This is a genomic window from Actinomadura sp. RB99 (assembly GCF_014706005.1).
Classification (GTDB): Bacteria; Actinomycetota; Actinomycetes; order Streptosporangiales; family Streptosporangiaceae; genus Spirillospora.
This window is the reverse complement of sequence record NZ_JABMCA010000013.1, coordinates 105930-129244: the sequence shown is the minus strand read 5'-3', so window position 1 is coordinate 129244 and position 23315 is coordinate 105930. Positions and strand designations below refer to the sequence as shown.

20 protein-coding genes are annotated in these 23315 nt (G+C 72.3%); 7 read left to right on the top strand and 13 right to left on the bottom strand.

Going from position 1 to position 23315, the window contains the following annotated elements; translation table 11 throughout:
- Window positions 1-84: 84 nt before the first annotated feature.
- The 5 genes from alaS to amrb99_RS15045 all read right to left on the bottom strand — a co-directional run bounded on the left by alaS (window position 85) and on the right by amrb99_RS15045 (window position 5917).
- The gene (gene alaS, locus amrb99_RS15065) at window positions 85-2754 is read right to left on the bottom strand and encodes an alanine--tRNA ligase (protein ID WP_190856569.1); all 2670 of its coding nucleotides are present in this window, start codon (window positions 2752-2754) and stop codon (window positions 85-87) included.
- A 2-nt stretch (window positions 2755-2756) separates the two neighbouring features.
- Window positions 2757-3077, bottom strand: a complete 321-nt coding sequence (locus amrb99_RS15060; RefSeq protein ID WP_190856568.1) for a hypothetical protein — start codon at window positions 3075-3077, stop codon at window positions 2757-2759.
- Window positions 3074-3502, bottom strand: a complete 429-nt coding sequence (locus amrb99_RS15055) for a DUF948 domain-containing protein (RefSeq protein ID WP_190856567.1) — start codon at window positions 3500-3502, stop codon at window positions 3074-3076. Before amrb99_RS15055 ends, amrb99_RS15060 begins: the two co-directional genes overlap by 4 nt.
- A 214-nt stretch (window positions 3503-3716) precedes the next feature.
- A complete protein-coding gene (locus amrb99_RS15050; protein ID WP_241755579.1) occupies window positions 3717-4976 on the bottom strand; it encodes a replication-associated recombination protein A in 1260 nt (419 codons plus the stop codon).
- A 146-nt stretch (window positions 4977-5122) separates the two neighbouring features.
- Window positions 5123-5917 (bottom strand): phosphatase PAP2 family protein, encoded by a 795-nt coding sequence (locus amrb99_RS15045; protein ID WP_190856565.1) that lies wholly within the window; start codon window positions 5915-5917, stop codon window positions 5123-5125.
- Between the two features lie 146 nt (window positions 5918-6063).
- Here amrb99_RS15045 and amrb99_RS15040 point away from each other — a divergent pair, with 146 nt between their 5' ends.
- The 4 genes from amrb99_RS15040 (at window position 6064) to amrb99_RS15025 (ending at window position 8604) form a co-directional block, all read left to right on the top strand.
- Complete coding sequence (locus amrb99_RS15040) at window positions 6064-6564, top strand: hypothetical protein (protein WP_190856564.1); 501 nt, start codon at window positions 6064-6066, stop codon at window positions 6562-6564.
- Window positions 6565-6669: 105 nt separating this feature from the next.
- Complete coding sequence (locus amrb99_RS15035; RefSeq protein ID WP_190856563.1) at window positions 6670-7275, top strand: DUF3105 domain-containing protein; 606 nt, start codon at window positions 6670-6672, stop codon at window positions 7273-7275.
- Entirely contained in the window at window positions 7272-7925 is a 654-nt protein-coding gene (locus tag amrb99_RS15030; RefSeq protein ID WP_190856562.1) for a DUF305 domain-containing protein, read from the top strand. Before amrb99_RS15035 ends, amrb99_RS15030 begins: the two co-directional genes overlap by 4 nt.
- 112 nt (window positions 7926-8037) lie before the next feature.
- Complete coding sequence (locus amrb99_RS15025) at window positions 8038-8604, top strand: TIGR03086 family metal-binding protein (protein WP_190856561.1); 567 nt, start codon at window positions 8038-8040, stop codon at window positions 8602-8604.
- Window positions 8605-8812: 208 nt separating this feature from the next.
- Here the strand turns inward: amrb99_RS15025 and amrb99_RS15020 are convergent, their stop codons facing one another.
- Window positions 8813-10048 (bottom strand): DUF349 domain-containing protein, encoded by a 1236-nt coding sequence (locus amrb99_RS15020; protein ID WP_190856560.1) that lies wholly within the window; start codon window positions 10046-10048, stop codon window positions 8813-8815.
- Between the two features lie 72 nt (window positions 10049-10120).
- Window positions 10121-10873: a peptidylprolyl isomerase gene (locus amrb99_RS15015; RefSeq protein ID WP_190856559.1), complete on the bottom strand. Its 753-nt coding sequence runs from the start codon at window positions 10871-10873 to the stop codon at window positions 10121-10123.
- Between the two features lie 238 nt (window positions 10874-11111).
- Between amrb99_RS15015 and amrb99_RS15010 the strand changes: the two genes are divergently transcribed.
- Genes amrb99_RS15010 through aspS form a run of 3 tightly spaced genes read left to right on the top strand, consistent with a single transcriptional unit; the run spans window position 11112 to window position 14872 of the window.
- A complete protein-coding gene (locus amrb99_RS15010) occupies window positions 11112-11807 on the top strand; it encodes an MBL fold metallo-hydrolase (RefSeq protein ID WP_190856558.1) in 696 nt (231 codons plus the stop codon).
- 12 nt (window positions 11808-11819) lie between these two features.
- Window positions 11820-13115 (top strand): histidine--tRNA ligase, encoded by a 1296-nt coding sequence (hisS, locus tag amrb99_RS15005; RefSeq protein WP_190856557.1) that lies wholly within the window; start codon window positions 11820-11822, stop codon window positions 13113-13115.
- A complete protein-coding gene (aspS, locus tag amrb99_RS15000; RefSeq protein ID WP_190856556.1) occupies window positions 13112-14872 on the top strand; it encodes an aspartate--tRNA ligase in 1761 nt (586 codons plus the stop codon). Before hisS ends, aspS begins: the two co-directional genes overlap by 4 nt.
- A 63-nt stretch (window positions 14873-14935) precedes the next feature.
- Here aspS and amrb99_RS14995 read toward each other — a convergent pair whose 3' ends face one another.
- The 6 genes from amrb99_RS14995 to ruvB all read right to left on the bottom strand — a co-directional run bounded on the left by amrb99_RS14995 (window position 14936) and on the right by ruvB (window position 23303).
- Window positions 14936-17110, bottom strand: a complete 2175-nt coding sequence (locus amrb99_RS14995; RefSeq protein WP_190856610.1) for a bifunctional (p)ppGpp synthetase/guanosine-3',5'-bis(diphosphate) 3'-pyrophosphohydrolase — start codon at window positions 17108-17110, stop codon at window positions 14936-14938.
- A gap of 801 nt (window positions 17111-17911) precedes the next feature.
- Window positions 17912-18436 (bottom strand): adenine phosphoribosyltransferase, encoded by a 525-nt coding sequence (locus tag amrb99_RS14990; RefSeq protein ID WP_173100828.1) that lies wholly within the window; start codon window positions 18434-18436, stop codon window positions 17912-17914.
- A 105-nt stretch (window positions 18437-18541) separates the two neighbouring features.
- Window positions 18542-19705 carry a protein translocase subunit SecF gene (gene secF, locus amrb99_RS14985; RefSeq protein ID WP_190856555.1) on the bottom strand — a complete coding sequence of 388 codons (1164 nt, stop codon included), beginning with the start codon at window positions 19703-19705 and terminating at the stop codon, window positions 18542-18544.
- A gap of 3 nt (window positions 19706-19708) precedes the next feature.
- Window positions 19709-21505, bottom strand: a complete 1797-nt coding sequence (secD, locus tag amrb99_RS14980; protein WP_190856554.1) for a protein translocase subunit SecD — start codon at window positions 21503-21505, stop codon at window positions 19709-19711.
- Window positions 21506-21553: 48 nt separating this feature from the next.
- A complete protein-coding gene (gene yajC / locus amrb99_RS14975; RefSeq protein ID WP_190856553.1) occupies window positions 21554-22057 on the bottom strand; it encodes a preprotein translocase subunit YajC in 504 nt (167 codons plus the stop codon).
- 175 nt (window positions 22058-22232) lie between these two features.
- A complete protein-coding gene (gene ruvB / locus amrb99_RS14970) occupies window positions 22233-23303 on the bottom strand; it encodes a Holliday junction branch migration DNA helicase RuvB (RefSeq protein ID WP_190856552.1) in 1071 nt (356 codons plus the stop codon).
- Window positions 23304-23315: the final 12 nt, after the last annotated feature.

The following is a 23315-nucleotide window of genomic DNA, read 5'->3' as shown; positions in this document are numbered from 1 at the left end:
CTCTGCGGTGCGGGGCGCTCCACGGGGGACGCCGCGTCCCTCACGGACCTCATGACGCGCCGTCCCTTAATCCGCCCGCGGGGCTCACGCGGCCCCTACGGCTCGTTCGACCGCGGCGAGCGCGTCGTCGATCGCGGCGGGGTTCGCACCGCCGCCCTGCGCGAGGTCGTCCTTGCCGCCTCCGCCGCCGCCGAGCGCCTTGGCCGCGAGACCGACGAGCGCGCCCGCCTTCAGGCCGCGCCCGCGCGCGCCCTCGGTGACGGCGACGACCACGACGGGACGGTCCTTCGGGACGCCCGTGACCATCACGACGGCGGGCCTGGCCTGCAGTCGGCCGCGGACGTCCACGGCGAGCTTGCGCAGGTCGTCGGCGCCGGTGCCGTCGGGGGCGCGGTGCCCCACGAACGCGGTGCCGTTCACGTCCTTCGCGCCGTCGGCGAGGGACCCGGCGGCCGCGAGGATCTGCTGCGAGCGCAGCCTCTCCAGCTCCTTCTCCGCCTCGCGGAGGCGGCCGACGACGCCGGAGATGCGCTCGGGCAGCTCCTCCTTGCGCGCCTTCATCTGCTCGGCGAGCTGCGCCACCAGCACGCTCTCGCGGGCCAGGAACCGGAACGCGTCGATGCCGACGAGCGCCTCGACACGGCGGACGCCCGCGCCGATGGACGACTCGCCCAGCACCTTCACCAGCCCGAGCTGCCCGGACCGGGCGACGTGCGTGCCGCCGCACAGCTCGCGGGAGTAGTCGCCGACCTCGACGACCCGGACCTCGTCGCCGTACTTCTCGCCGAACAGCGCGAGCGCGCCCATGGCGCGGGCCTCGTCGATCGAGGTGTGGAACGCCCGCACGTCCAGGTCGCCGATGAGGACCTCGTTGACCTCGTCCTCGACGTCGCGCAGCACGCTCGGCGGGACGGCGCCGGAGGCGGTGAAGTCGAACCGGAACCGGCCGGGCGAGTTCTCCGAGCCGGCCTGCGCGGCGGACTCGCCGAGCGCCCGGCGGAACCCGGCGTGCACGAGGTGGGTCGCGGTGTGCGAGCGGGAGATCGCGGCGCGCCGGGTCAGGTCGATCTCGGCGTGCGCGGAGTCGCCGGCCTGCGCCTCGCCGCTGCGGACCCGGCCCCGGTGCACGATCAGCCCGGCCAGCGGCGACTGCACGTCGTGCACGTCGATGACCGCGCCGTTGCCGAGCCGGATCACGCCCTGGTCGGCGAGCTGGCCGCCGCCCTCGGCATAGAACGGGGTGCGGTCGAGGACGACCTCGACCTCGGTGCCCTCGCCCGCCGCGGGCGCGTTCGCGCCGTTGACCAGCAGCCCGACGAGCCGGGCGTCGCCGGTGACGTCGTGGTAGCCGATGAAGTCGACCTTGCCGCCCGCGCCGGTGAGCAGCTCGTCGAGCACCGAGACGTCGAGGTTGCCGGTCTTCTTGTCGCGGGCGTCCTGCTTGGCGCGGTCCCGCTGCTCCTTCATCAGCCGGCGGAAGCCCTCCTCGTCGACCTGGAGCCCGGCCTCGGAGGCCATCTCGAGGGTCAGGTCGATCGGGAAGCCGTAGGTGTCGTGCAGCTTGAACGCCTGGTCGCCGGCCAGGGTCCGGCCGCCCGACCGCCGGGTCTCCGCCACCGCGGTGTCGAAGATCGCGGTGCCGGTGCGCAGCGTCTGGAGGAAGGACTCCTCCTCCGCGTCGATGACCGTGTGGATGTTGGCGGCGGTGCGGACCAGCTCGGGGTACTGCTCGCCCATCGCGGCGATCGCGACGGAGGTCAGCTCGTGCATCAGCCCGGCGTCCTGGCCGCCGAGCAGCCGCAGGTTGCGGATCGAGCGGCGCAGGATGCGGCGCAGCACGTAGCCGCGGCCCTCGTTGCCGGGGCGGATGCCGTCGGCGACCATCATCGTCCCGCTGCGGACGTGGTCGGCGATGACCCGCAGCGACACGTCGGCGCGGTGGTCGCGGCCGTAGGTCGCGTCGGTCAGGTTCGCGGCGCGGTCCAGGACCCGCCACAGGGTGTCGGTCTCGTAGATGTTGTCGACGCCCTGCAGGATCGCCGCCATGCGCTCCAGGCCCATGCCGGTGTCGATGTTCTTGGCGGGCAGGTCGCCGAGGATCGGGAAGTCGGTCTTGCTGTCCCCGGGGCCCCGCTCGAACTGCATGAAGACGAGGTTCCACACCTCGAGGTAGCGGTCCTCGTCGGCGACCGGGCCGCCCTCGCGCCCGTACTCGGGGCCGCGGTCGTAGTAGATCTCCGAGCAGGGCCCGCAGGGGCCGGGGACGCCCATCGACCAGAAGTTGTCCTCCATGCCGCGCTTCTGGATGCGGTCGAGGGGGACGCCGACCTTGTTGTGCCACAGGTCGCGGGCCTCGTCGTCGTCGTGGAAGACGGTGACCCAGAGCTTCTCCTCGGGGAAGCCGAACCCGCCGTCCTCGCGGGAGCGGGTCAGCAGCTCCCAGGCGAACGGGATCGCCTGCTCCTTGAAGTAGTCCCCGATCGAGAAGTTGCCCAGCATCTGGAAGAACGTGGCGTGCCGGGTGGTCTTGCCGACCTCGTCGATGTCGGGCGTCCGGACGCACTTCTGCGCGCTGGTCATCCGCTGCGACGGCGGGGTGCGCTGGCCGAGGAAGTACGGCTTGAACGGGACCATGCCGGCGTTCACCAGCAGCAGGGTCGGGTCCTCGGCGACCAGGCTGGCGGAGGGCACCACCGTGTGCCCGCGCTCCTCGAAGAACTTGAGGAAGCGGCGCGCCACCTCTGCCGACTCCATGATCAGTGGCCATCCTTCTCGTCGTCGATGATCGTGTAACGCGCCCGCAGCACCCGGCGGGGCCGCGGCCCCGGGGTCTCGGGCGGAGCCTGGTCCATGCGGACGGCCTCGCGCAGCTCCTCCTCGCGGGCCTGCATCTCGGTACGGACGTCCGCCGCGAAATGCCTCAGCCGCTCGCCGGCGGACTGCCCGGTCGACACCGCCCGCGCCGCGACCCCCTCCGGGGACCAGCTGCGCGCGAACCGCTCGACCCGGCGCTTGACGCGGTGGGTCGCGTAGACGCCCGCGCCCGCGCCGACCGACAGCCAGAAGAGCCTCTTCACCTGCGCCCCTTCCCCGAGGAGCGGGCCGGGAGCTGCGGGCGGCCGGACGCGCCGGACCCCCCGGACCGGCCCTCCCCGTCGCGGCTGCTCAGGGCCTTGCGCACCCCGTAGGAGAAGGCGGCCGCCTTCACCAGCGGCCCGCCCACCACCGAGGTCATCACGGTGGTGACGGCCGAGACGTTCTGCGTGACGCCGGCGACCTGCTTGGTGATGACGTCGGTGCGGCCGAGCTGCTCGTTGGCGCGCTTCACCGTCGTCGTCATGTCGTCCAGCAGCGGGGCCGCCTGGTCGCCGAGGTCACGCACGAGCTTGCTGGCCTCGCCGAGCAGCCGGGCGAGCCGCAGCAGCGTCAGCGCGACGAACGCGACGAGCACAGCCCAGAACACGGCCACGATGAGACCTGCCAGCTGTCCACCAGTGAGCATGAGGGCTTCCGTTCGCTGTCGTTCCGGCCCGGGCCGGGCACGGCCTGACAGACCTTACCGGGCCGGGCGTGGGCCATGGGCGCCGGTCACGGCCGTGCGGCGGCGGACGCCGGCCGTCCGGCCGACCCGCCGGGGCCGCGCCCGGGGCCGTTTCCGGCAGAGTAGCGGGCCTTCGCCGCCGATGCCGGGAGCACGGCGCCGGAAAGATCGATCTTCATCGGTCCGGGGCGCCGCGCAGCACCGAGCGGATCCGGGCGAGGACCTCGGTGAAGCGGGACTCGGCGCCGTGCCGGGTCGGCCGGTAGTACTCGCGGCCGTCCACCGAGTCGGGCGCGTACTGCTGCCGGACGACCCCGCCGGGGTGGTCGTGGGCGTACTTGTAGCCCTTCCCGTGCCCGATCTTCGCGGCGCCCTTGTAGTGCGCGTCCCGCAGATGGCCCGGGACGGGCCCCGCCAGGCCCTTGCGGACGTCGCCGAGCGCGCCGTCCACCGCCATGATCACCGCGTTGGACTTGGGCGCGAGGGACAGGTGGATCACCGCCTGCGCGAGGTTGATGCGGGCCTCGGGCAGCCCGACGAACTCCACCGCCTGCGCCGCCGCGACCGCCGTCTGCAGCGCGGTCGGGTCGGCCATGCCGACGTCCTCGCTGGCGTGCACGATGAGGCGGCGCGCGATGAACCGCGGGTCCTCGCCGGCCTCGATCATCCGGGCGAGGTAGTGCAGCGCCGCGTCGACGTCGCTGCCGCGGATGCTCTTGATGAACGCGCTGATCACGTCGTAGTGCTGGTCGCCCTCGCGGTCGTAGCGGACGGCGGCCCGGTCGACGGCCTTCTCCAGCACGTCCGCGTCGATCACCGCGCCGTCGTCGACGACGAGGGCGGCGGCCTCCAGGTAGGTGAGGGTGCGGCGGGCGTCGCCGCCGGCCAGCCGGATCAGGTGGTCCTCGGCGGCGGGGTCGAGGCCTACCGTCCCGGCCAGGCCGCGCTCGTCGGCGAGGGCGCGGCGGATCACCTCGCGCAGGTCGTCCTCGCCGAGCGGCTCCAGGGTGAGCAGCAGCGACCGCGACAGCAGCGGGCTGATCACGGAGAAGAACGGGTTCTCGGTGGTGGCGCCGATGAACGACACCCACCGGTTCTCCACGGCCGGGAGCAGCGCGTCCTGCTGGGCCTTGTTGAAGCGGTGGACCTCGTCGACGAACAGGACGGTCTGCCGCCCGGTCATGCCGAGCTCGCGGCGGGCGAGGTCGATCTCCGCGCGGACCCGCTTCACGCCGTCGCTGACCGCGGAGATCTCCACGAACCGGCGGGAGGTGACGTGGCTCACGACCGTGGCGAGGGTGGTCTTGCCCGTGCCGGGCGGGCCCCACAGCACCAGCGACATCGGGACGTCGCGGTCGACGAGCTGCCGGATCGGGGTGCCGGGGCCGAGCAGGTGGGCCTGGCCGACGACCTCGTCCAGCGCACGGGGGCGCATCCGCACCGCGAGCGGCTGCCGCCCGGCCTCCGCCGCCGTCGCGGGCGCCGCGGCCGCGCCGCGGTCACGCTCCGGGGAGCGGCCCTCCGCCTCGGCCGCCGGATCGTCGAACAGCCCCTCCGGCTGCCCCGGTTCCGCCCTGCTGGTCACGCTCCGACACTATCTCGCCGCAGCGACGCTCCCGTCCGCTCGGGCGGCCGGTCCGCCAGCGCCGGGACCCTGGACGTCGCCCACAGCGTGACGACGACGATCGTGCAGCCGACGATCCCGTCCGTCCAGTAGTGGTTGGCGGTGACGACCACGATGAGGAACGTGAGGACGGGGTGGAGGGCCAGGATGTAACGCCAGCGGCCCCCGCCGTAGCGGATCGCGCCCCAGGCGACCAGCAGCGCCCACCCGACGTGCAGCGACGGCATGGCCGCGAACTGGTTGGCCATCCCCTCCCCCGGCTTGGAGCTGTAGGAGCTGGGGCCGTACACGTTCATCAGGTCGATGAACCCGTGGCCGGGCAGCATCCGGGGCGGTGCCAGCGGGAAGGCGAAATGCAGCGCCAGGGCCGCGGCCGCCGTGATCGCGATCACGGCGCGGACGCGCGGCCAGCCCTCCCGGTGCCGGAACCACATCCACGCCATGAACAGCAGGATCGCCGGGAAGTGCACGCGGACGTAGTACTCGTTCGCCGCGCGCACCCAGCCGTCCCAGCCGAGCGCCCATTTCTGGAACGCCGCCTCGTCCGGCAGGTGGAGCGTGCGCTCCAGATCCCACAGCCACCGGGCGTGCGCGAACGCGTCGCTCGGGCGGCCGTCGGCGAAATGGCGGCCCAGCTCGTAGGCCCCGATCACCACGCCCATCACCAGGACCTGCAGGGCGGTCGCCGCCGCGAGGCGGCGCCCGGTCAGAACACGTCGCAGAATGGCCTCCGTACCCCCTGGTCGCCGCATAGGGTTCGTCCTCCAGCCACCCGCCGCGGTATGCCTGATATGCCAGGAGCGTATCGGTCTCCACCCGGGGACCGGGACGGGGTCGGGAACCCTCCGTCCCGCCGCCGCGTTGTTACCGGCCGGAAGACGGAATCAGGAGCGTGACGGTGTCCGGAACGGCCCACCGCCGGCGCCATGGGCAGGCGGGCCTGCTCGTGGCGCTGTTCGTCGTGGCCGGGCTCGTCTTCAGCTACGGACTCGGGCACGGCCTGCCCGACCGCGTGTGCATCGAGAACGGGATGAGCGTGCCCGCCGAGGTCGCCGCCGTGCTGCACCACGCCCCGGCGAAGCCCGGCGGGCCCGAGGCGGCCGGCCGCGCCCCCACCGGGCAGGCGCCCGCCGTCCACACCGCTCCCGTGCACGGGGTACCGGGACATCCCGGACCCTCCGTGACGTCCCTCAGCGCGCCGCTGAGGCTGCCCCCGCTGGCTCCGGCGGACGCGTGCCTGTGCCTGGCCGTGCTCTTCGCCCTGATGCTGCTGGGGCTCGCCACGGGCCGCCGGGCGCTGCTGCGCCTGCCCGCCCGCGGCGGCCGGGCGCCCGCACCGCCGCCCGGTGGCTTCCTCTCGCCCGTTTCCCTGGCGTCCCTCCAGGTTCTCCGGCTGTGACGGACCGGCCGTAAGGCCCACCGGCACCGCCCCGGCGCGCATGCCCGCGCCCGCGCGATGCCGCCATGTCCGTATGCCCGCAGAGACCCCTGAGAGGACCGCTCCGTGTCCAAGAGCGCCCGGAACAAGAACGCCCGCAAGAAGAACGCCCTGACGCGACGTGAGGTGCCGTGGGGCGGCATCGCCTTCTTCACCGTGATCGGCGTGATCGCGGTCGCCGCCATCGGCTACGCCTTCCTGCAGTCGAGGCCCTCGTCGGCCGACACCGCGTCCATCAAGGGCGTGGTCGTCAAGGACGGCCTGACCCGCGACCACACCAGCGACCCGGTGAAGTACGACGCGAACCCGCCCATGGGCGGCGACCACGACCCCGTCTGGCAGAACTGCGACGGCCGCGTCTACGACCAGCCGCTGCGCAACGAGAACGCCGTCCACTCCCTGGAGCACGGCGCCGTCTGGATCACCTACCGGCCCGGTCTGGCGGCGGCCCAGCTGGACGCGCTCAAGGCCAAGGTCGAGCGCACCGACTACACGTTCCTGAGCCCGTACCCGTCGCTGGACGCGCCGGTGGCGCTCACCGCGTGGGGCCATCAGCTGAAGGTCCAGGACGCCGGGGACGCGCGCGTCGACCGGTTCCTGAGCGCCTACGTCAAGGGCCCGCAGACCCCCGAGCCGGGCGCGGCCTGCGACGGCGCCAAGGACACGCCGTGACCGGCACCGAGAACGACGGCCCCCGGTCCCGGGGCCGCCGCGTCACCATCGCCGTCGCCGCCCTGGTGCTGCTCGCCGCCGCGACGCTGATCGGGACGACGGCCTGGAAGTCCGGCGAGCCGGGCACCGACGGGCCCGAGGCCGGGTTCGCCCGCGACATGAGCGCCCACCACGCGCAGGCCGTGGAGATGTCGTTCATCGTCCGGGACCGGACGTCCGACCCCGCCGTCCGGCTGCTGGCGTACGACATCATCAACACCCAGTCGGCGCAGATCGGCATGATGACGGCCTGGCTCGACCAGTGGGGGCTGCCGAAGACCGATCCGGCGGGCCCGATGCGCTGGATGTCCGGCCACGCCGGGATGGCCATGCCGCGGGCCACCGCGCCCGGCGCCGCCCGCATGCCGGGGATGGCCACCGACGCGCAGCTCGCCGAGCTCCGCAAGGCGTCCGGCAAGGACGCCGAGGTGCGGTTCCTCCGGCTGATGATCGCGCACCACCGCGGCGGCGTGGACATGGCCCGCGCCGTCCTCGACCGGACCGGCCGCGACCAGGTGCGGCGGCTGGCCCGGACGATGGTCGCCGGGCAGCTCTCGGAGATCACGCAGATGAACGCGATGCTCCGGGAGCGCGGCGCGGCGCCCACCTGACGGTCCGGCGGGCGGTGCGGCCGCGCCGCCCGCCGGGCCGTCCGGCGCCGCGTCCGGACGAGCTTCGCGATAGCGCTTGACACCGGGGTCCGATCGCGGGTCACTGACCACCATGGCTCACAACCTCAGCGGTTACCACCGGGCACTGGACCTGTTCGAAGGTCTGCTGGCCGGCGTCCCCGGGGACGGCTGGGACGCCCCCTCGCCCTGCGACGGCTGGACGGCGCGGGACGTCGCCGGGCACGTCACCGGCGGGCAGTACCTGATCCGGTCGCTGGCGACCGGGGAGCCCGCGCCGGACGTCAGCACCGACCCGGCGCGCTTCGTGCCCGGGGACGTGATGGCGGCGTGGCGGGAGGCACGCAAGGAGGCCGCCGCCGCGCTGACCCCGGAGGGGCTGGGCCGCCCGGTCCCGGTCGGCGCGCTCGGGTGGCTGCCGCTGGGCGACTACCTGCAGGGCTACATCCTGGAGCCGCTGGTGCACGCCTGGGACCTGGCCCGCGCCACGGGGCAGCCGTCCCGGCTGGACCCGGACCTGGTGCACCACGCGTTCGCGACCGCGCACACGATCGCCGCCGACCTGCGCACGGCCGGCCGCCTGGCGCCGCAGCTCCCCGCCCCCCAGGGCGCCGACGAGCAGACCCGCCTCCTGGCCTTCCTCGGCCGCCCGGTCACCTGAAACGGCCGCCCCCGGAGAAGACCCGGCTGAACCACCCGACGGAAGACCAGACCCCAGCCCCGGCCACGGGCAGGCACGCGGAGCGAGCGCCAGCGAGCGCAGCGGGCATGCCCGGCGGTTGAGGGGCTGTTTCGCGCGGAGCGCTAGCGGAGCGGGAAACAGCCCCTCAACCGTGACGGGGGTTCCAGGGGGTCGCCCCCCTGGGCAATCAAGAGAACTCGGCGAGCGTGCGCTCGGCCTCCTCGAGCCAGGCGCGGCGGGCGCCGAGCGCCTCCTCGGCGTCCTTGACGTCCTTGTCGCGGCCGGCGGCGCGGGCCTTGTCCAGGCGCTTCTCCAGCTGGTCGATGGAGCTGCGCAGCTGGTTGACGGTGGCCTCGGCGCGGGCGCGGGCCTCGGGGTTGGTGCGGCGCCACTCCGATTCCTCGGCGGTCCGGACGGCCTCCTCGATCTTGCGGAGCCGGCCTTCGAGGCGGTCGCGCTGGTCGCGGGGCACCATGCCGGCGGCCTCCCAGCGCTCCTGGATCGCGCGCAGCGCCTGCCGGGCCTGCCGGACGTCCCGGACGGGCAGCAGCCGCTCGGCCTCGGCGAGGATCTTCTCCTTCTCCTCGGCGTTGCCGCGGAACTCGGCGTCGCGTTCGGCGAACGCGGCGCTGCGGGCCTGGAAGAAGGTGTCCTGGGCGCCCTTGAAGCGGGCCCAGAGGTCCTCTTCGGCGTCGCGGGAGGCGCGGCCGGCGAGCTTCCAGCGGCGCATGAGGTCGCGGTAGGCGGCGGCGGTCTCGCCCCAGTCGGTCGAGTCCTGTATCGCCTCGGCCTCGGCGACGAGGCGCTCCTTCTCCCGGCGGGCCTCCTCGCGCTGGTCGTCGAGGGTCGCGAAGTAGACCTTGCGGCGCTTGGTGAAGGCGTTGCGGGCCGAGGAGAGCCGCTTCCACAGCGCGGTCTCGGTGGGCCGGTCGATGCGGTCGGCGGCCTTCCACTCCTCGACGAGCTGGCGGAGCCGCTCGCCGCCGTTCTTCCAGTGCGTCTCCTCGGCGGCGATCCGCTCCGCCTCGGCGACGATCCGCTCCTTGATCTCGCGGGCCTCGTGCCGGTGCTGCTCGCGCTGGGCCTTGACCTCCTCGCGGCGGCGGCCGACCTGCTCGGTCAGGCCGTCGAGCCGGCGGGCGAGCGCGTCGAGGTCGCCGACGGCGTGCGCCTCGCCGACGGCCTCGCGCAGCCGGGCGATACTGTGCTGGGCCTGCGCGGGCTGCAGGTCGGTGGTGCGGACGCGCTGTTCGAGCAGGCCGATCTCGGTGGCGAGCGCGTCGTACTTGCGCTTGAAATAGGCCAGGGCCTCTTCGGGCGCGCCGGCCTGCCAGGACCCGACGACGCGTTCGCCGTCGGAGGTCCTGACGTAGACGGTGCCGTCCTCGTCCACCCGGCCCCAGGGATCGGTCGCGCTGGACACCCTTGCCTCCTGAATCGCAGGTCCGATCGGGCTCACGGCCTCCGGACCCTCACACCTTAGTATCCCGATCGCCTAAACCGGGGCGATCGTGACGTCCTGGATCGTGACCTTCTTCTTGGGCGCGCCGTCGCCCGCGGGGTCGGAGCCCGCCTTGGCGATCTTCTGCAGGACGTCCAGCCCCTTGGTGATCTTGCCGAACACCGAGTAGTCGGGCTGGAGCTGCGAGTCCTTGTAGACCAGGAAGAACTGGCTGCCGTTGGTGTCCGGGCCCGAGTTCGCCATGGCGAGCGTCCCGGCCGTGTACTTGGCGTTCGCCGTGTTCTCGTTGGCGTACTCGTAGCCGGGGCCGCCGGTGCCCTTGCCGGACGGGTCGCCGCACTGCAGGACGTTCAGGCCGCCACTGGTCAGCCGGTGGCACGGGGTGTCGTCGTAGAAGCCCTTCTGGGCGAGGTGGACGAACGATCCCACGGTGCACGGCGCGGCCTTGGCGTCCAGGGCCATCACGACGTCGCCCTGGTTCGTCTTCACCGTGGCCTGGACGGTGCCCTTGTAGGCGGGCTTCTTCGGCGGCGTGCCGAGGTCCTTGACCTTGCCGGCGGGCTGGCCCGCGGCGTTGTAGGAGCAGTGGAGGCCGTCGGCCTTGGACTTGTCGTCCTTGCCGGTGTACACGACGACCGCCGCGCCGCCCACCACGACGACCGCCACCGCCACCGCGGAGCTGATGATCTTGACGCGGCGGGCCTTGGCGGCCGCTTCCGCCAGCGCCTGCTGCTGCCGCTCGTAGCGCTGCCGAGCGAGCTGCTTCTTGCGGTCCTTCCCCGCCACGTGCCTGCCCTTCCGCTGTGATCAGGTGAACGTGCAGCGCATAGTAGCGGCACCCGCGCCCCCGACGGACTCCAGCCTGAACGAACGTGGAGGAAGCCGCGGCGGCCCGTGCCGCTCCGCCGCCCCCGCCGGGGACGGTGCCGCGACACGGCGATCGGCCTATCTCGTTCGCGATGGCCGTGGCCGCGCCGGTACGCTCGGACAAGCCCACCCGAGATGGTTCTAAGGAAGGACGACCGTGCTCGTCGCCGGGTTCCCCGCTGGATCGTTCGCCGCGAACTGCTATGTCGTGGCGCCCGCCGCGGGCGAGGAGTGCGTCATCGTCGATCCGGGCCAGGACGCCGAGGCCGGGATCGAGGAGATCCTGCGCGAGCACCGGCTGAAGCCGGTCGCGGTGCTGCTGACGCACGGCCATATCGACCACGTGTGGTCGGTGGCGCCGGTGTGCGGCGCCAAGGACGTCCCGGCCTACATCCATCCGGACGACCGCGACCTGCTCACCGATCCGGCCAAGGGGCTGTCCCTGGGCCCCGGCCAGCAGCTGTTCGGGGGCCTGGAGCTGACGGAGCCGGACGACGTGAAGGAGCTGGCGGACGGCGCGGTTCTGGAGCTGGCGGGGCTGAGCTTCACCGTCGACCACGCGCCCGGCCACACGCCCGGGTCGGTGACCTTCCGGACGCCGAAGACGCAGGAGCTGCCGGACGTGATGTTCACCGGCGACCTGCTGTTCGCCGGGTCGATCGGCCGCACCGACCTGCCCGGCGGCTCCTACGAGGACATCCTCGCGAGCCTGTCCCGGGTGTGCCTGTCCATGCCGGACGAGACGGCGGTCCTGCCCGGGCACGGCACGCAGACCACAATCGGCCGCGAGCGCGCGACCAACCCGTTCCTGGCGGAGCTGAAGCCCGCCGGCGGGCCCAACAAGGGATTCTGAGCCGAAAAGACCATGAGTTCGAGTTTCCGGGCCCCGAAGGGGGTCAGTGAGTACGTTCCGCCGCGCGCGGACCTCTTCTACGCCATCCGCGAGGCGTTCGCCGAGCAGGCGCGGCTGGCCGGTTACGGCTACCTGGAGCTGGCCGTCTTCGAGGACACCAACCTGTTCCGGCGGGGCGTCGGGGAGTCCACCGACGTGGTGTCCAAGGAGATGTACACCTTCGAGGACCGGGGCGGCCGGTCGCTGACGCTGCGGCCGGAGTTCACCGCGACGGTGCTGCGGGCCGTCCTGGAGAACAACCTGCACAAGGGCGCGCTGCCGGTGAAGGTGTGGACGAGCGGGCCCGCGTTCCGCGCCGAGCGCCCGCAGCAGGGCCGGTACCGGCAGTTCTACCAGCTCGACCTGGAGGCGATCGGCAGCGAGGACCCGCAGATCGACGCGGAGACCATCGCGATCGCCGCGAACTGGTACCGCTCGCTCGGCCTCACGCAGGTACGGCTGCTGCTGAACTCGCTGGGCTGCAAGGAGTGCCGTCCCGCCTACCGGGCGCTGCTGCAGGACTTCCTGCGCGGGCTCGACCTGGACGAGGACACCCGCGCCCGCGTCGAGATCAACCCGCTGCGCGTCCTGGACGACAAGCGCCCGCAGGTGAAGGCGCAGCTCGTGGGCGCGCCGCTGATGGCCGACCACCTGTGCCCGGACTGCAAGGCGTACCACGACCGGGTCCGGGAGCTGCTGGCCGATCTCGGCATCGCCTGGGAGGACACCCCCACCCTCGTCCGCGGCCTGGACTACTACACCCGCACCACCTACGAGTTCGACCACCCGCTGCTCGGCGCGCAGTCCGGCATCGGCGGCGGCGGACGCTACGACGGCCTGTCGGAGGACATCGGCGGCCCGCCGCTGCCCGGCATCGGGTTCGGCCTCGGCCTCGACCGCACGATCCTCGCGCTGGACGCCGAGGCGGAGAAGGACGGGTCGGCGGAGGGCGAGGGCGCCGCGTTCGCGCCCAAGCCGCGCTGCGAGGTGTTCGGGGTCGCGCTCGGCGACACCGCCGAGCGCCGGCTGTTCGCCTTGGTCGCCGAGCTGCGGCGGGCGGGGATCGCCGCCGACATGTCGTTCGGCGGCAAGAAGCTGAAGGGCGCCATGAAGGACGCCGACCGGTCGGGCGCCCGGTACGCCGTGATCCTCGGTGAGCGAGATATCACCGGCGGCGTCGCCCAGGTCAAGGATCTGGCCGAGGGCGAGCAGAACGCCGTCCCGCTCACCGACCTCACCACGACGTTGAAGGAAAGGCTTCAGAAATGATCCGCACCCACGAGGCGGGCACGCTCCGCAAGGAGCACGCCGGGCAGCAGGTCACGCTGGCCGGCTGGGTCGGCCGCCGCCGCGACCACGGCGGCGTCACGTTCATCGACCTGCGCGACGCCTCCGGCACCGCGCAGGTCGTCTTCCGCGAGGACGAGGCGGCGCACGACCTGCGCTCGGAGTTCTGCGTGAAGGTCGTCGGCGAGGTGCGGGTCCGGCCCGCCGGCAACGAGAACCCCGAGCTGCCGACCGGCGACATCGAGGTCGCCGCCACCGACATCGAGGTGCTGTCGGAGTCGGCGCCGCTGCCGTTCCCGATCGAGGGCGACGTCAACGTCAACGAGGAGATCCGGCTCAAGTACCGGTACCTCGACCTGCGCCGCGACGCCGTCGCGCAGGCGATGCGGATCCGCTCCGAGGCGTCCTTCCTCACCCACGAGGTCATGCGCGAGCACGGCTTCGTCAACGTCGAGACGCCGACGCTGACCCGCTCCACCCCCGAGGGCGCCCGCGACTTCCTCGTCCCCGTCCGGCTCAAGCCCGGCCACTGGTACGCGCTGCCGCAGTCGCCGCAGCTGTTCAAGCAGCTGCTCATGGTCGGCGGCCTGGAGCGCTACTACCAGATCGCCCGCTGCTACCGCGACGAGGACTTCCGCGCCGACCGGCAGCCGGAGTTCACGCAGATCGACATCGAGATGTCGTTCGTCGAGCAGGACGACGTCCTGAAGGTCGGCGAGGACCTCATCGCGCGGCTGTGGAAGGACATCGCCGGGTACGAGATCCCCCGGCCGATCCCCCACATCACCTACGCCGACGCGATGGCCCGCTACGGCTCCGACAAGCCCGACCTGCGGTTCGGCAACGAGCTGACCGACATGACCGAGTACTTCGCCGGCACGTCGTTCCGCGTGTTCCAGGCCCCGTACGTTGGCGCGGTCGTGATGCCGGGCGGCGGGTCCCAGACCCGCAAGGAGCTGGACGGCTGGCAGGACTGGGCGAAGGCCCGCGGCGCCCGCGGCCTCGCGTACGTCCTCGTCCAGGAGGACGGCACGCTCGGCGGGCCCGTCGCGAAGAACCTGTCCGACACCGAGAAGGAGGGGCTCGCCGCGAAGACCGGCGCGTCCCCCGGTGACGCGATCTTCTTCGGCGCGGGCAAGCGGCACGCCACGCAGGAGCTGCTCGGCGCGGCCCGGCTGGAGATCGGCCGCCGCCGCGGCCTGATCGACGAGTCGGCGTGGAACTTCGTCTGGGTCGTCGACGCGCCGATCTTCGAGCCGGTCGAGAACGACAAGGGCGAGCAGATCGGCTGGACGTCGGTGCACCACCCGTTCACCGCGCCGAAGCCGCAGTTCGCCGACACCTTCCACGAGGACCCGGGCTCCGCGCTCGCCGACGCCTACGACCTCGTCCTGAACGGCAACGAGATCGGCGGCGGCTCCATCCGTATCCACCGCGCCGAGATGCAGCAGCGCGTGTTCGACGTGCTCGGGCTGTCGAAGGAGGAGGCCGAGTCGCAGTTCGGCTTCCTGCTGGAGGCGTTCAAGTTCGGCCCGCCCCCGCACGGCGGCATCGCGTTCGGCTGGGACCGCACCGTCATGCTGCTGGCCGGCCAGGACACCATCCGCGACGTGATCGCCTTCCCGAAGGCCGCGTCAGGCCTCGACCCGCTGACCGCCGCACCGACGACGATCACGCCGGCGCAGCGCAAGGAGGCCGGCATCGACGTCATCCCGGAGGACGCCCCCGCCGAGGGCTGACCGGGACAGGACCCCGAAGGGGCGGCCACCGCGCTTCCGCGGTGACCGCCCCTTTCGGGTCTCTCAGCGGGTGGCGCCGCTCGTGACGCGGTAGACGTCGTAGACGCCGTCGATGGAGCGGACGGCCTTGAGGACGTGGCCGAGGTGCTTCGGGTCGCCCATCTCGAAGGTGAAGCGGGAGACGGCGACGCGGTCGCGGGTGGTGGTGACCGACGCCGACAGGATGTTGACGTGCTGGTCGGACAGGACGCGCGTCACGTCCGACAGCAGGCGCGGACGGTCGAGAGCCTCGACCTGGATCGCGACGAGGAAGACCGAGTCCTCGCCCGGGGACCACTTGACGTCGATCAGCCGGTCGGGCTGCGCCTTCAGGGCGGCGACGTTCGCGCAGTCGGCCCGGTGGACGGAGACGCCGTGGCCGCGGGTGACGAAGCCGACGATGTCGTCGCCGGGGACAGGGGTGCAGCAGCGCGACAGCCGGACCCACACGTCGGGGTCGTCGGCGACGACGACGCCGGGGTCGCCCGCGGGACGACCCCGCTTGCGGCGGGTCGGGAGCGCGATCTCGGCGAGGTCCTCCTCGGCGCTCTCCACGCCGCCGAGGGCGTCGACGAGGCGCTGGACGACGGTCTGCGCGGACACGTGGCCCTCACCGACCGCCGCGTACAGCGACGACACGTCCGTGTAGCGCATGTCGCGGGCGAGGGCGAGCAGCGCCTCACCGGACATCATCCGCTGCAGCGGCATGTTCTGCTTGCGCATCGCGCGGGCGATGGAGTCCTTGCCGGACTCGATCGCGGTGTCGCGGCGCTCCTTGGAGAACCAGTGCTTGATCTTGTTGCGGGCGCGGGCGCTCTTGACGAAGCCGAGCCAGTCGCGGCTCGGGCCGGCGTCCGGCGACTTGGAGGTGAAGACCTCGACGGTGTCGCCGTTGTCGAGGGTGGATTCGAGGGGGACGAGGCGGCCGTTGACGCGGGCGCCGATACATCGGTGCCCCACCTCGGTGTGGATCGCGTACGCGAAGTCGACGGGGGTCGCGCCCTGCGGCAGCGCGATGACGTCGCCCTTCGGGGTGAACACGAACACCTCGGAGACCGACAGGTCGAAGCGGAGCGACTCCAGGAACTCGGCCGGGTCGGCGGTCTCCTTCTGCCAGTCGAGCAGCTGGCGGAGCCACTGCATGTCGCCGGCCTTGCGGCCGCCGACCGTCTCCTCCTTGTACTTCCAGTGCGCGGCGACGCCGTACTCCGCGCGCCGGTGCATGCCCCACGTGCGGATCTGCAGCTCCACGGGCTTGCCCTCGGGGCCGATGACCGTGGTGTGCAGCGACTGGTACATGTTGAACTTCGGCATCGCGATGTAGTCCTTGAACCGGCCGGGGACCGGGTTCCATCGCGCGTGGATCGAGCCGAGGGCGGCGTAGCAGTCGCGGACGCTGTCGACGAGGACCCGGATGCCGACCAGGTCGTAGATGTCGTCGAAGCTGACGTCGCGGGCGATCATCTTCTGGTAGATCGAGTAGTAGTGCTTCGGCCGGCCGGTCACGGTGGCCTTGATCCGGGCCTCGCGCAGGTCGGTGGAGACGTTCTCGATCACTTCCTGCAGGTAGACGTCGCGGCGCGGGGCGCGCTCGGACACCAGCCGGGCGATCTCGTCGAACCGCTTGGGGTACATCGTGGCGAACGCGAGGTCCTCCAGCTCCCACTTCAGCGTGTTCATCCCGAGGCGGTGCGCGAGGGGCGCGAACACCTCGAGGGTCTCGCGGGCCTTCTTCTCCTGCTTGTGCCGCGGCATGTAGCGCAGCGTCCGCATGTTGTGCAGCCGGTCGCCGAGCTTGATCACCAGGACGCGGATGTCGCGGGACATCGCGACGACCATCTTGCGGACGGTCTCGGCCTCGGCGGCCTCGCCGTACTTGACCTTGTCGAGCTTGGTGACGCCGTCGACGAGCGCGGCGATCTCGTCGCCGAAGTCGGTGCGCAGCTCGTCGAGGGTGTACTCGGTGTCCTCGACGGTGTCGTGCAGCAGCGCCGCGCACAGCGTCTCGGTGTTCATGCCGAGCTCGGCGAGGATGGTCGCGACGGCGAGCGGGTGGGTGATGTACGGGTCGCCGCTCTTGCGCTTCTGGTCGCGGTGGTAGTGCGCGGCGACGTCGTAGGCGCGCTCGATCATCCGCAGGTCCGCTTTGGGGTGGGTGTTGCGGACGGTCTTGATGAGCGGTTCGAGTACCGGGTTCATAGCGGGCCCCCGCTGGGCGCCCAGCCTGGCGAGCCTGCGGCGCACCCGGGCGGCGGACGGTGGGATCGCGGCCGGCGTCGGCCTGGACTGGACATCGGAGGGCGTGGCTCCCGGAGCGGCGGGCGCCGGCGGCGTCGCCGGCCCTTGGACGGGGCGGGCCGCCGCGGCCGCCGCGTCGGCGGCTCCGTCGGCGGGGGACGCCGTGGCCCGCGGCTTGTCCGCGGTCGTTCGCGGCGATGACGGTTTCGCGGCGGACGGTCTCGTCGCCGCCTGTTTCGGTGCGGACGGTTTCGACCCGGACGACCCGGACGGCCGCGCGGCGGACTCGTCGGCGGGCGGCGAGCCGGCGTCGGAGGTCCCGGCGTCGGAGGTCCCGGAGGCGGACGTGTCGGCGGGCGGCGATCCGGTGTCGGAAGGCTCCTGCCCGGTGGAGGGCGTCTGGCCGGCAGAGGGCTCCTGGGCGGTGGAGGGCTCCGGGCCGTTGGCGGATTCCGGGCCGTTGGCGGATTCCGGGCCGTCGGCGGATTCCGGGCCGTCGGCGGGCGGGCGGGCGGCGGGCTCGTCGGGGGCGCGCCGCAGGCCGGCGGCGGGCGCACCGGTCCGCTCTGCGGGCTCCGCGGCGTCCCGCTCCCGGCGGGCCTCGTCCGCGGCGTCCACGGCGGCGTCGGTCACCGCTCCGGTCGATACCACCTCACCGCGCACCCAGCCTCCTCAGCCCTCGCGGGCGCCGCCTCCGCGCCGGCGGGACGCACCCGTCTCCGGCGGATCCTGGTGGCCAGTGTATCCGCCGGGCATTTCGTCCTAGACCGTAACCAATGAGTGGACGTCCAGATTCCCCAGCTTGTCGCGTCCGTGCAGGAACGACAGCTCCAGCAGCACCGACAGGCCGACGACCTCCCCGCCGCCGCGGCGGACCAGCTCGGCGGCGGCCCGGGCCGTCCCGCCGGTGGCCAGCACGTCGTCGACGATCAGCACCCGGTCACCGGGCTCGAAGGCGTCGACGTGGATCTCGATCGTCTCCGTCCCGTACTCGAGATCATAGGTCTCCTCGTGCGTCCGCGACGGCAGCTTCCCCTTTTTGCGCACCGGGACGAAGCCGGCGCCGAAGTGGTAGGCGACCGGCGCGGCGAGGATGAACCCGCGCGCCTCGATCCCGACGATCTTGTCGACGGTGCCGCGGCCGTGGTGGTTGACGATCGTGTCGACGACCCCGGCGAACGCGACGTGGTCGGCCAGCAGCGGGGTGATGTCCTTGAACACCACGCCCGGCTTCGGATAGTCGTCCACGTCGCGGATCCGCTCCTGGATCAGCTTGCCGAGGTCCACCGTTTCACTCCCTGTGACGAATCCCACGTGATCCCGCTCATGACCGCGCCGTGCCCGCGCCCGTCACCACGGTGGGTGACCGGCGCGGGCACGGCGCGTCCTGCTCTACTTGCCGCGGCGCTGCTGGCGGGTGCCGCGGCGCGGCTGCTGCCGCGGTCCCGTCTGCACGACCTTCCGGACGGTCACGCCGGACGGCAGCTCCTCGGAGGCCGGCGCGTCGTCGTCGCCGTCGTCCGGCCCGTCGTCCGGCGGCGCGTCGCCGGACGCCCCGGTCGCGGCCTTGACCTTCGCGCTCCTGGCCTGCCGCTTGGCGCTCTGCTCGCGGCGGGCGATGTTGGCGCGGATCTGCTTGTACTTCGGCTCGCGCTCCTTGAGCTGCACCAGCAGCGGCGTCGCCACGCACAGCGAGGAGTACGTACCGATGATCATGCCGACGAACAGCGCGAGCGACAGGTCCTTCAGCGTGCCCGCGCCGAACAGCGTGGTGCCGATGAACAGGATCGCGCCGACGGGCAGGATCGCGACCAGCGAGGTATTCAGCGACCGGACCAGGGTGCTGCTCAGCGCCTGGTTCGCCGCCTCGCTGTAGGTGGTCCTGGAGGTCGGGCCGAGCGGCTTGGTGACCTCCTTGATCATGTCGAACACGACCACCGCGTCGTACAGCGAGTATCCGAGGATCGTCAGGAACCCCAGCAGCGTCGCGGGCGTGACCTCGAACCCGGACCAGGCGTACACGCCCGCCGTGATGACCAGGTCGTGCACGAGGGCGACCACGGCGGCGAGCGCCATCCGCCACTCGAACGCCACCGACAGGTAGCCGATGATCAGGATCATGAAGACGATGAGCGCCTGCCACGCCTTCTTCTGGATCTCCCCGCCCCACGAGGCGCCGACCACCTGGGTGCTGACCTTGCTGGCGGGGACCTTCAGCTCCTTGGTGATGGTCGCCTTGACCTGGGTGACCTGGTCCGAGGACAGGCTCTGGGTCGTGACCCGCCAGTCGTCGCCGGCCTTCTGCACGATCGGGTCGTGCGCGCCGCCGTCGGACGCGGCGCCGCGCACCTGCTCGATCGAGGAGCTCGGCGACTTGAAGGTGAAGACCGAGCCGCCCTTGAACTCCACGCCGAAGTTGAGGCCCTGGATCAGCAGCCCGGCGATCGACAGGATCAGCAGCGCCCCGGACAGCGAGTACCAGATCTTCGGCTTGCCGACGATGTCGGCGCTGATCTCACCCCGGTAGATCCGGGAGAGGACCGCGCGCAGCCCCATGGCTCAGGCCTCCTGGCTCGTCTTGCGGGCGGCGACGCCGTCGGCGTCCTGCAGGTTGCGGCGCAGCCGTTTGGCGTCCAGCCCGGACATCGGATGCCCGCGGCCGAAGAAGTTCGTCCGCGACAGCAGGGCCACCATCGGCTTGGTGAAGAAGAACACCACCACGATGTCGATCAGCGTGGTCAGGCCCATCGCGAACGCGAACCCGGCGACGCCGCCGACCGCGAGGAAGTACAGCACCACGGCGGCCAGGAACGTCACGGCGTCGGCGACGAGGATGGTGCGCCGCGCCCGCTTCCAGGCGTTCTCCACCGAGGAGCGGAGCCTGCGGCCCGCTCTCAGCTCGTCCCGCAGCCGCTCGAAGTAGACGATGAACGAGTCGGCGGTGATGCCGATCGACACGATCAGGCCGATGATGTGCGGCAGCGACAGCCGGAAGCCCATCCCCTCGCCGAGGATCACCACCGCCTCATAGGTGATCACGGAGGCGACGATCAGGCTGGACACCGCCACGAGGCCGAGGCCCCGGTAGTACAGCATGCAGTAGAGGACGACCAGGCCGAGGCCGATCGCGCCGGCGATCAGGCCGCCGGTCAGCTGGTCGGAGCCCAGCGTGGACGACACCTCGTCGATGGAGCTCTGCTTGAACTCCAGCGGCAGCGCCCCGTACTTCAGCACGTTGGCGAGGTCGGTCGCGTACTGCTGGGTGAAGCTGTCGGCGGGGCCGTCGATGCTGGCGCTGCCGCCGGTGATCGCGCCCTGGTTGATCTGCGGCGCGGAGACCACCTGGCCGTCCAGGACGATCGCGACCTGCGACTGCGGCGAGGACGAGTCGCTCTGGTACGCCTTGGACGCGTCGGTGGTGACGTCGCCGAACTGGCGGGCGCCCTTGCCGTCGAACTTCAGCGCCACCGACCAGCTCGCCTGGCCCTGCTGGGAGTTCGGCGGCATCGCGGTCGCGCTCTTGACGTTCTCGCCGAGCACCCGGACCGGGCCGAGGATGTACTTGCCGACCTGGCCGTTCTCGACCTTCTGCGCGCACGCCGCGACGAACTTGCGGTTCGGGTCGTTCGCGCCCGGGGCGTGGCGGTCGCCGTTGTAGCAGTCCAGCGACTCGAACTGCTGGATGACCGCCTTGTCGGTGACGCCCGGGTAGGTCTGGGTGCCGGTGGACGGCGCCGGCGACACCAGCGGCGACGACGGCGACGCGGACGGGGACGCCGTGGGGGACGGCGAGCCCGAGCCGGACGGGTTCGGCGTCGGCGCCGCCAGCGCGTCCGACACCGCGCGCTTGCGCGGCGTGGCGGACGCGGACGGGGACGCCGACCCCGACGGCTTCGCGGTCGGCTTGCCGGACGGGCTCGCCGTGCCGGACGGGCTCGCGGACGGGGAGGGCGTGGCCCCGCCCGCCGTGGGCTTGCCGTCGGTGTAGGCGAACACCTGCCGGAACTGGAGCTTCGCGGTCGTGCCGATCAGCCCCACGACGCGGCCCTGCCCCTCGCCGGGCACGTTCACCACGATGTTGTTGCTGCCCTGCTTGGCGACCTCGGCGTCGGACACGCCCAGACCGTTGACCCGCTGCGTCATGATCTTGACGGCCTGGTCCATCAGGTCCGCCGGCGGGTTCTTGCCCTTCTCGGTCTTGGCGGTGAGCGTGACGGTCGTCCCGCCCGCCAGGTCCAGGCCGAGTTTCGGCTTGGTCTGCCCTTGCAGGAGCGCGACGCCGGCCAGGATCGCGATGACCGCGAAGAGCGCGAAGAGCGTGCGCCCGGGCTTGGGAACGTTGCTAGGCGAGGCCACTGGTCGTTTTCTTCCCGTCCTTGAGTCGTTGCCGGAGGCGTGTCAGGCCTAGGGCTTCTCCCCGGCCTTGGCCTTCGCCTTGGGCTTGGACTCCTCGGCCTCGTCCTCGTCGCCGAGGTCCGCGTCCTCGACGCGGTCGGCGTCCTTGGACAGGTCCACCTCGGACGGCTCGTCCTTGGACAGGTCGACGCGCTCGTCGTCCTCGTCCGCCTCGAGCTCGTCGTCGTCGGCCTCGTCGTCCAGCTCCTCCGGCTCGTCGTCCTTGAGGACCTGCATGACGGCCTGCTTGACGAAGTGGACCTCGACGCCCGGCGCGATCTCCAGCAGGAGACCGTCGTCGTCGACGGAGACCACGGTGGCGCGGATGCCGCTGGTCGTCAGCACCCGGGCTCCCGGTTCCATGGCGCTCTGCATGTTCATCTGCTCCTTGCGCCGCTTGCTCTGCGGCCGGATGAGCAGGAAGTAGAAGACCACGGGGACGGCGAGGAGCAGCAGCAGGTTGAAGCCCCCGCTGCCGCCGGACGAAGCCGCCAAAATCATGTCGCTGCCCATTACTGGGGCATCCTTCCGATGTGGTTTGCCCAGCCTGTGACCGGATCGGCCACCCCATGGGGAACGCGGGCTGGAGACGGTGGAACCAAGTCCCGGAGTCTAGAGAGTACGCGAGACCCCGGCAACGACGTGACGATCCGCGACGCCGGGAAGTTCCCATCCCGTTACAACATGATCACTGTTCGGGCCGATCGGCGTCGTCGTCCACCTCGAACAGCGTACCGGCCATCGGCGACGAGGGCGGCTGCGCGACGCCGAGATGCGCCCACGCGGCGGGCGTCGCGATGCGCCCGCGGGGCGTCCTGGCCAGCAGGCCCTGCCGGACGAGGAACGGCTCGGCGACGACCTCGACCGTCTCGGGCTCCTCCCCCACCGACACCGCGAGCGTCGACAGCCCCACCGGCCCCCCGCCGAACTTGCGCAACAGGGACCCCAGGACGGCGCGGTCGAGCCGGTCCAGACCACGCTCGTCCACCTCGTAGAGTCGCAGGGCGGCCTCGGCCAGGTCCCGCGTGATCACGCCGTCCGCGCGGACCTCGGCGTAGTCGCGGACGCGGCGCAGCAGCCGGTTGGCGATCCGGGGCGTCCCCCGCGACCTCCCGGCGACCTCGGCGGCGCCGTCGTCGGTGATCTCCACGTCCAGCAGCCGCGCCGACCGCCGGACGATCACCTCCAGCTCGGCGGGCTCGTAGAAGTCCATGTGCGCGACGAACCCGAACCGGTCGCGCAGCGGCCCCGGCAGCATGCCCGCCCGGGTCGTCGCGCCGACCAGCGTGAACGGCGCGATGTCCAGCGGGATCGCGGTCGCGCCCGGCCCCTTGCCCACGACGACGTCGACCCGGAAGTCCTCCATCGCCATGTAGAGCATCTCCTCGGCGGGCCGCGCCAGCCGGTGGATCTCGTCCAGGAACAGCACCTCGCCCTCGGCGAGGGTGGACAGCACCGCCGCGAGGTCGCCGGCGCGCTCGATCGCGGGCCCCGAGGAGATCCGCAGCGGCTGGCCCAGCTCCGCCGCGATGATCATGGCGAGGGTCGTCTTGCCGAGCCCCGGGCCGCCGGACAGCAGCACGTGGTCGGGCGTGCGGCCGCGCCGCAGCGCCCCGTGCAGCACCAGCGACAGCTGCTCGCGGACCCGCTCCTGGCCGACGAAGTCCTCGAGCCGCTTCGGCCGCAGCGCCGCCTCGATCACCTGCTCCTCGGCGCCGTCCGCGTCCGCCGAGACCAGCCGGTCCGCCTCGCCGCTCATCGCCTCGCCTCC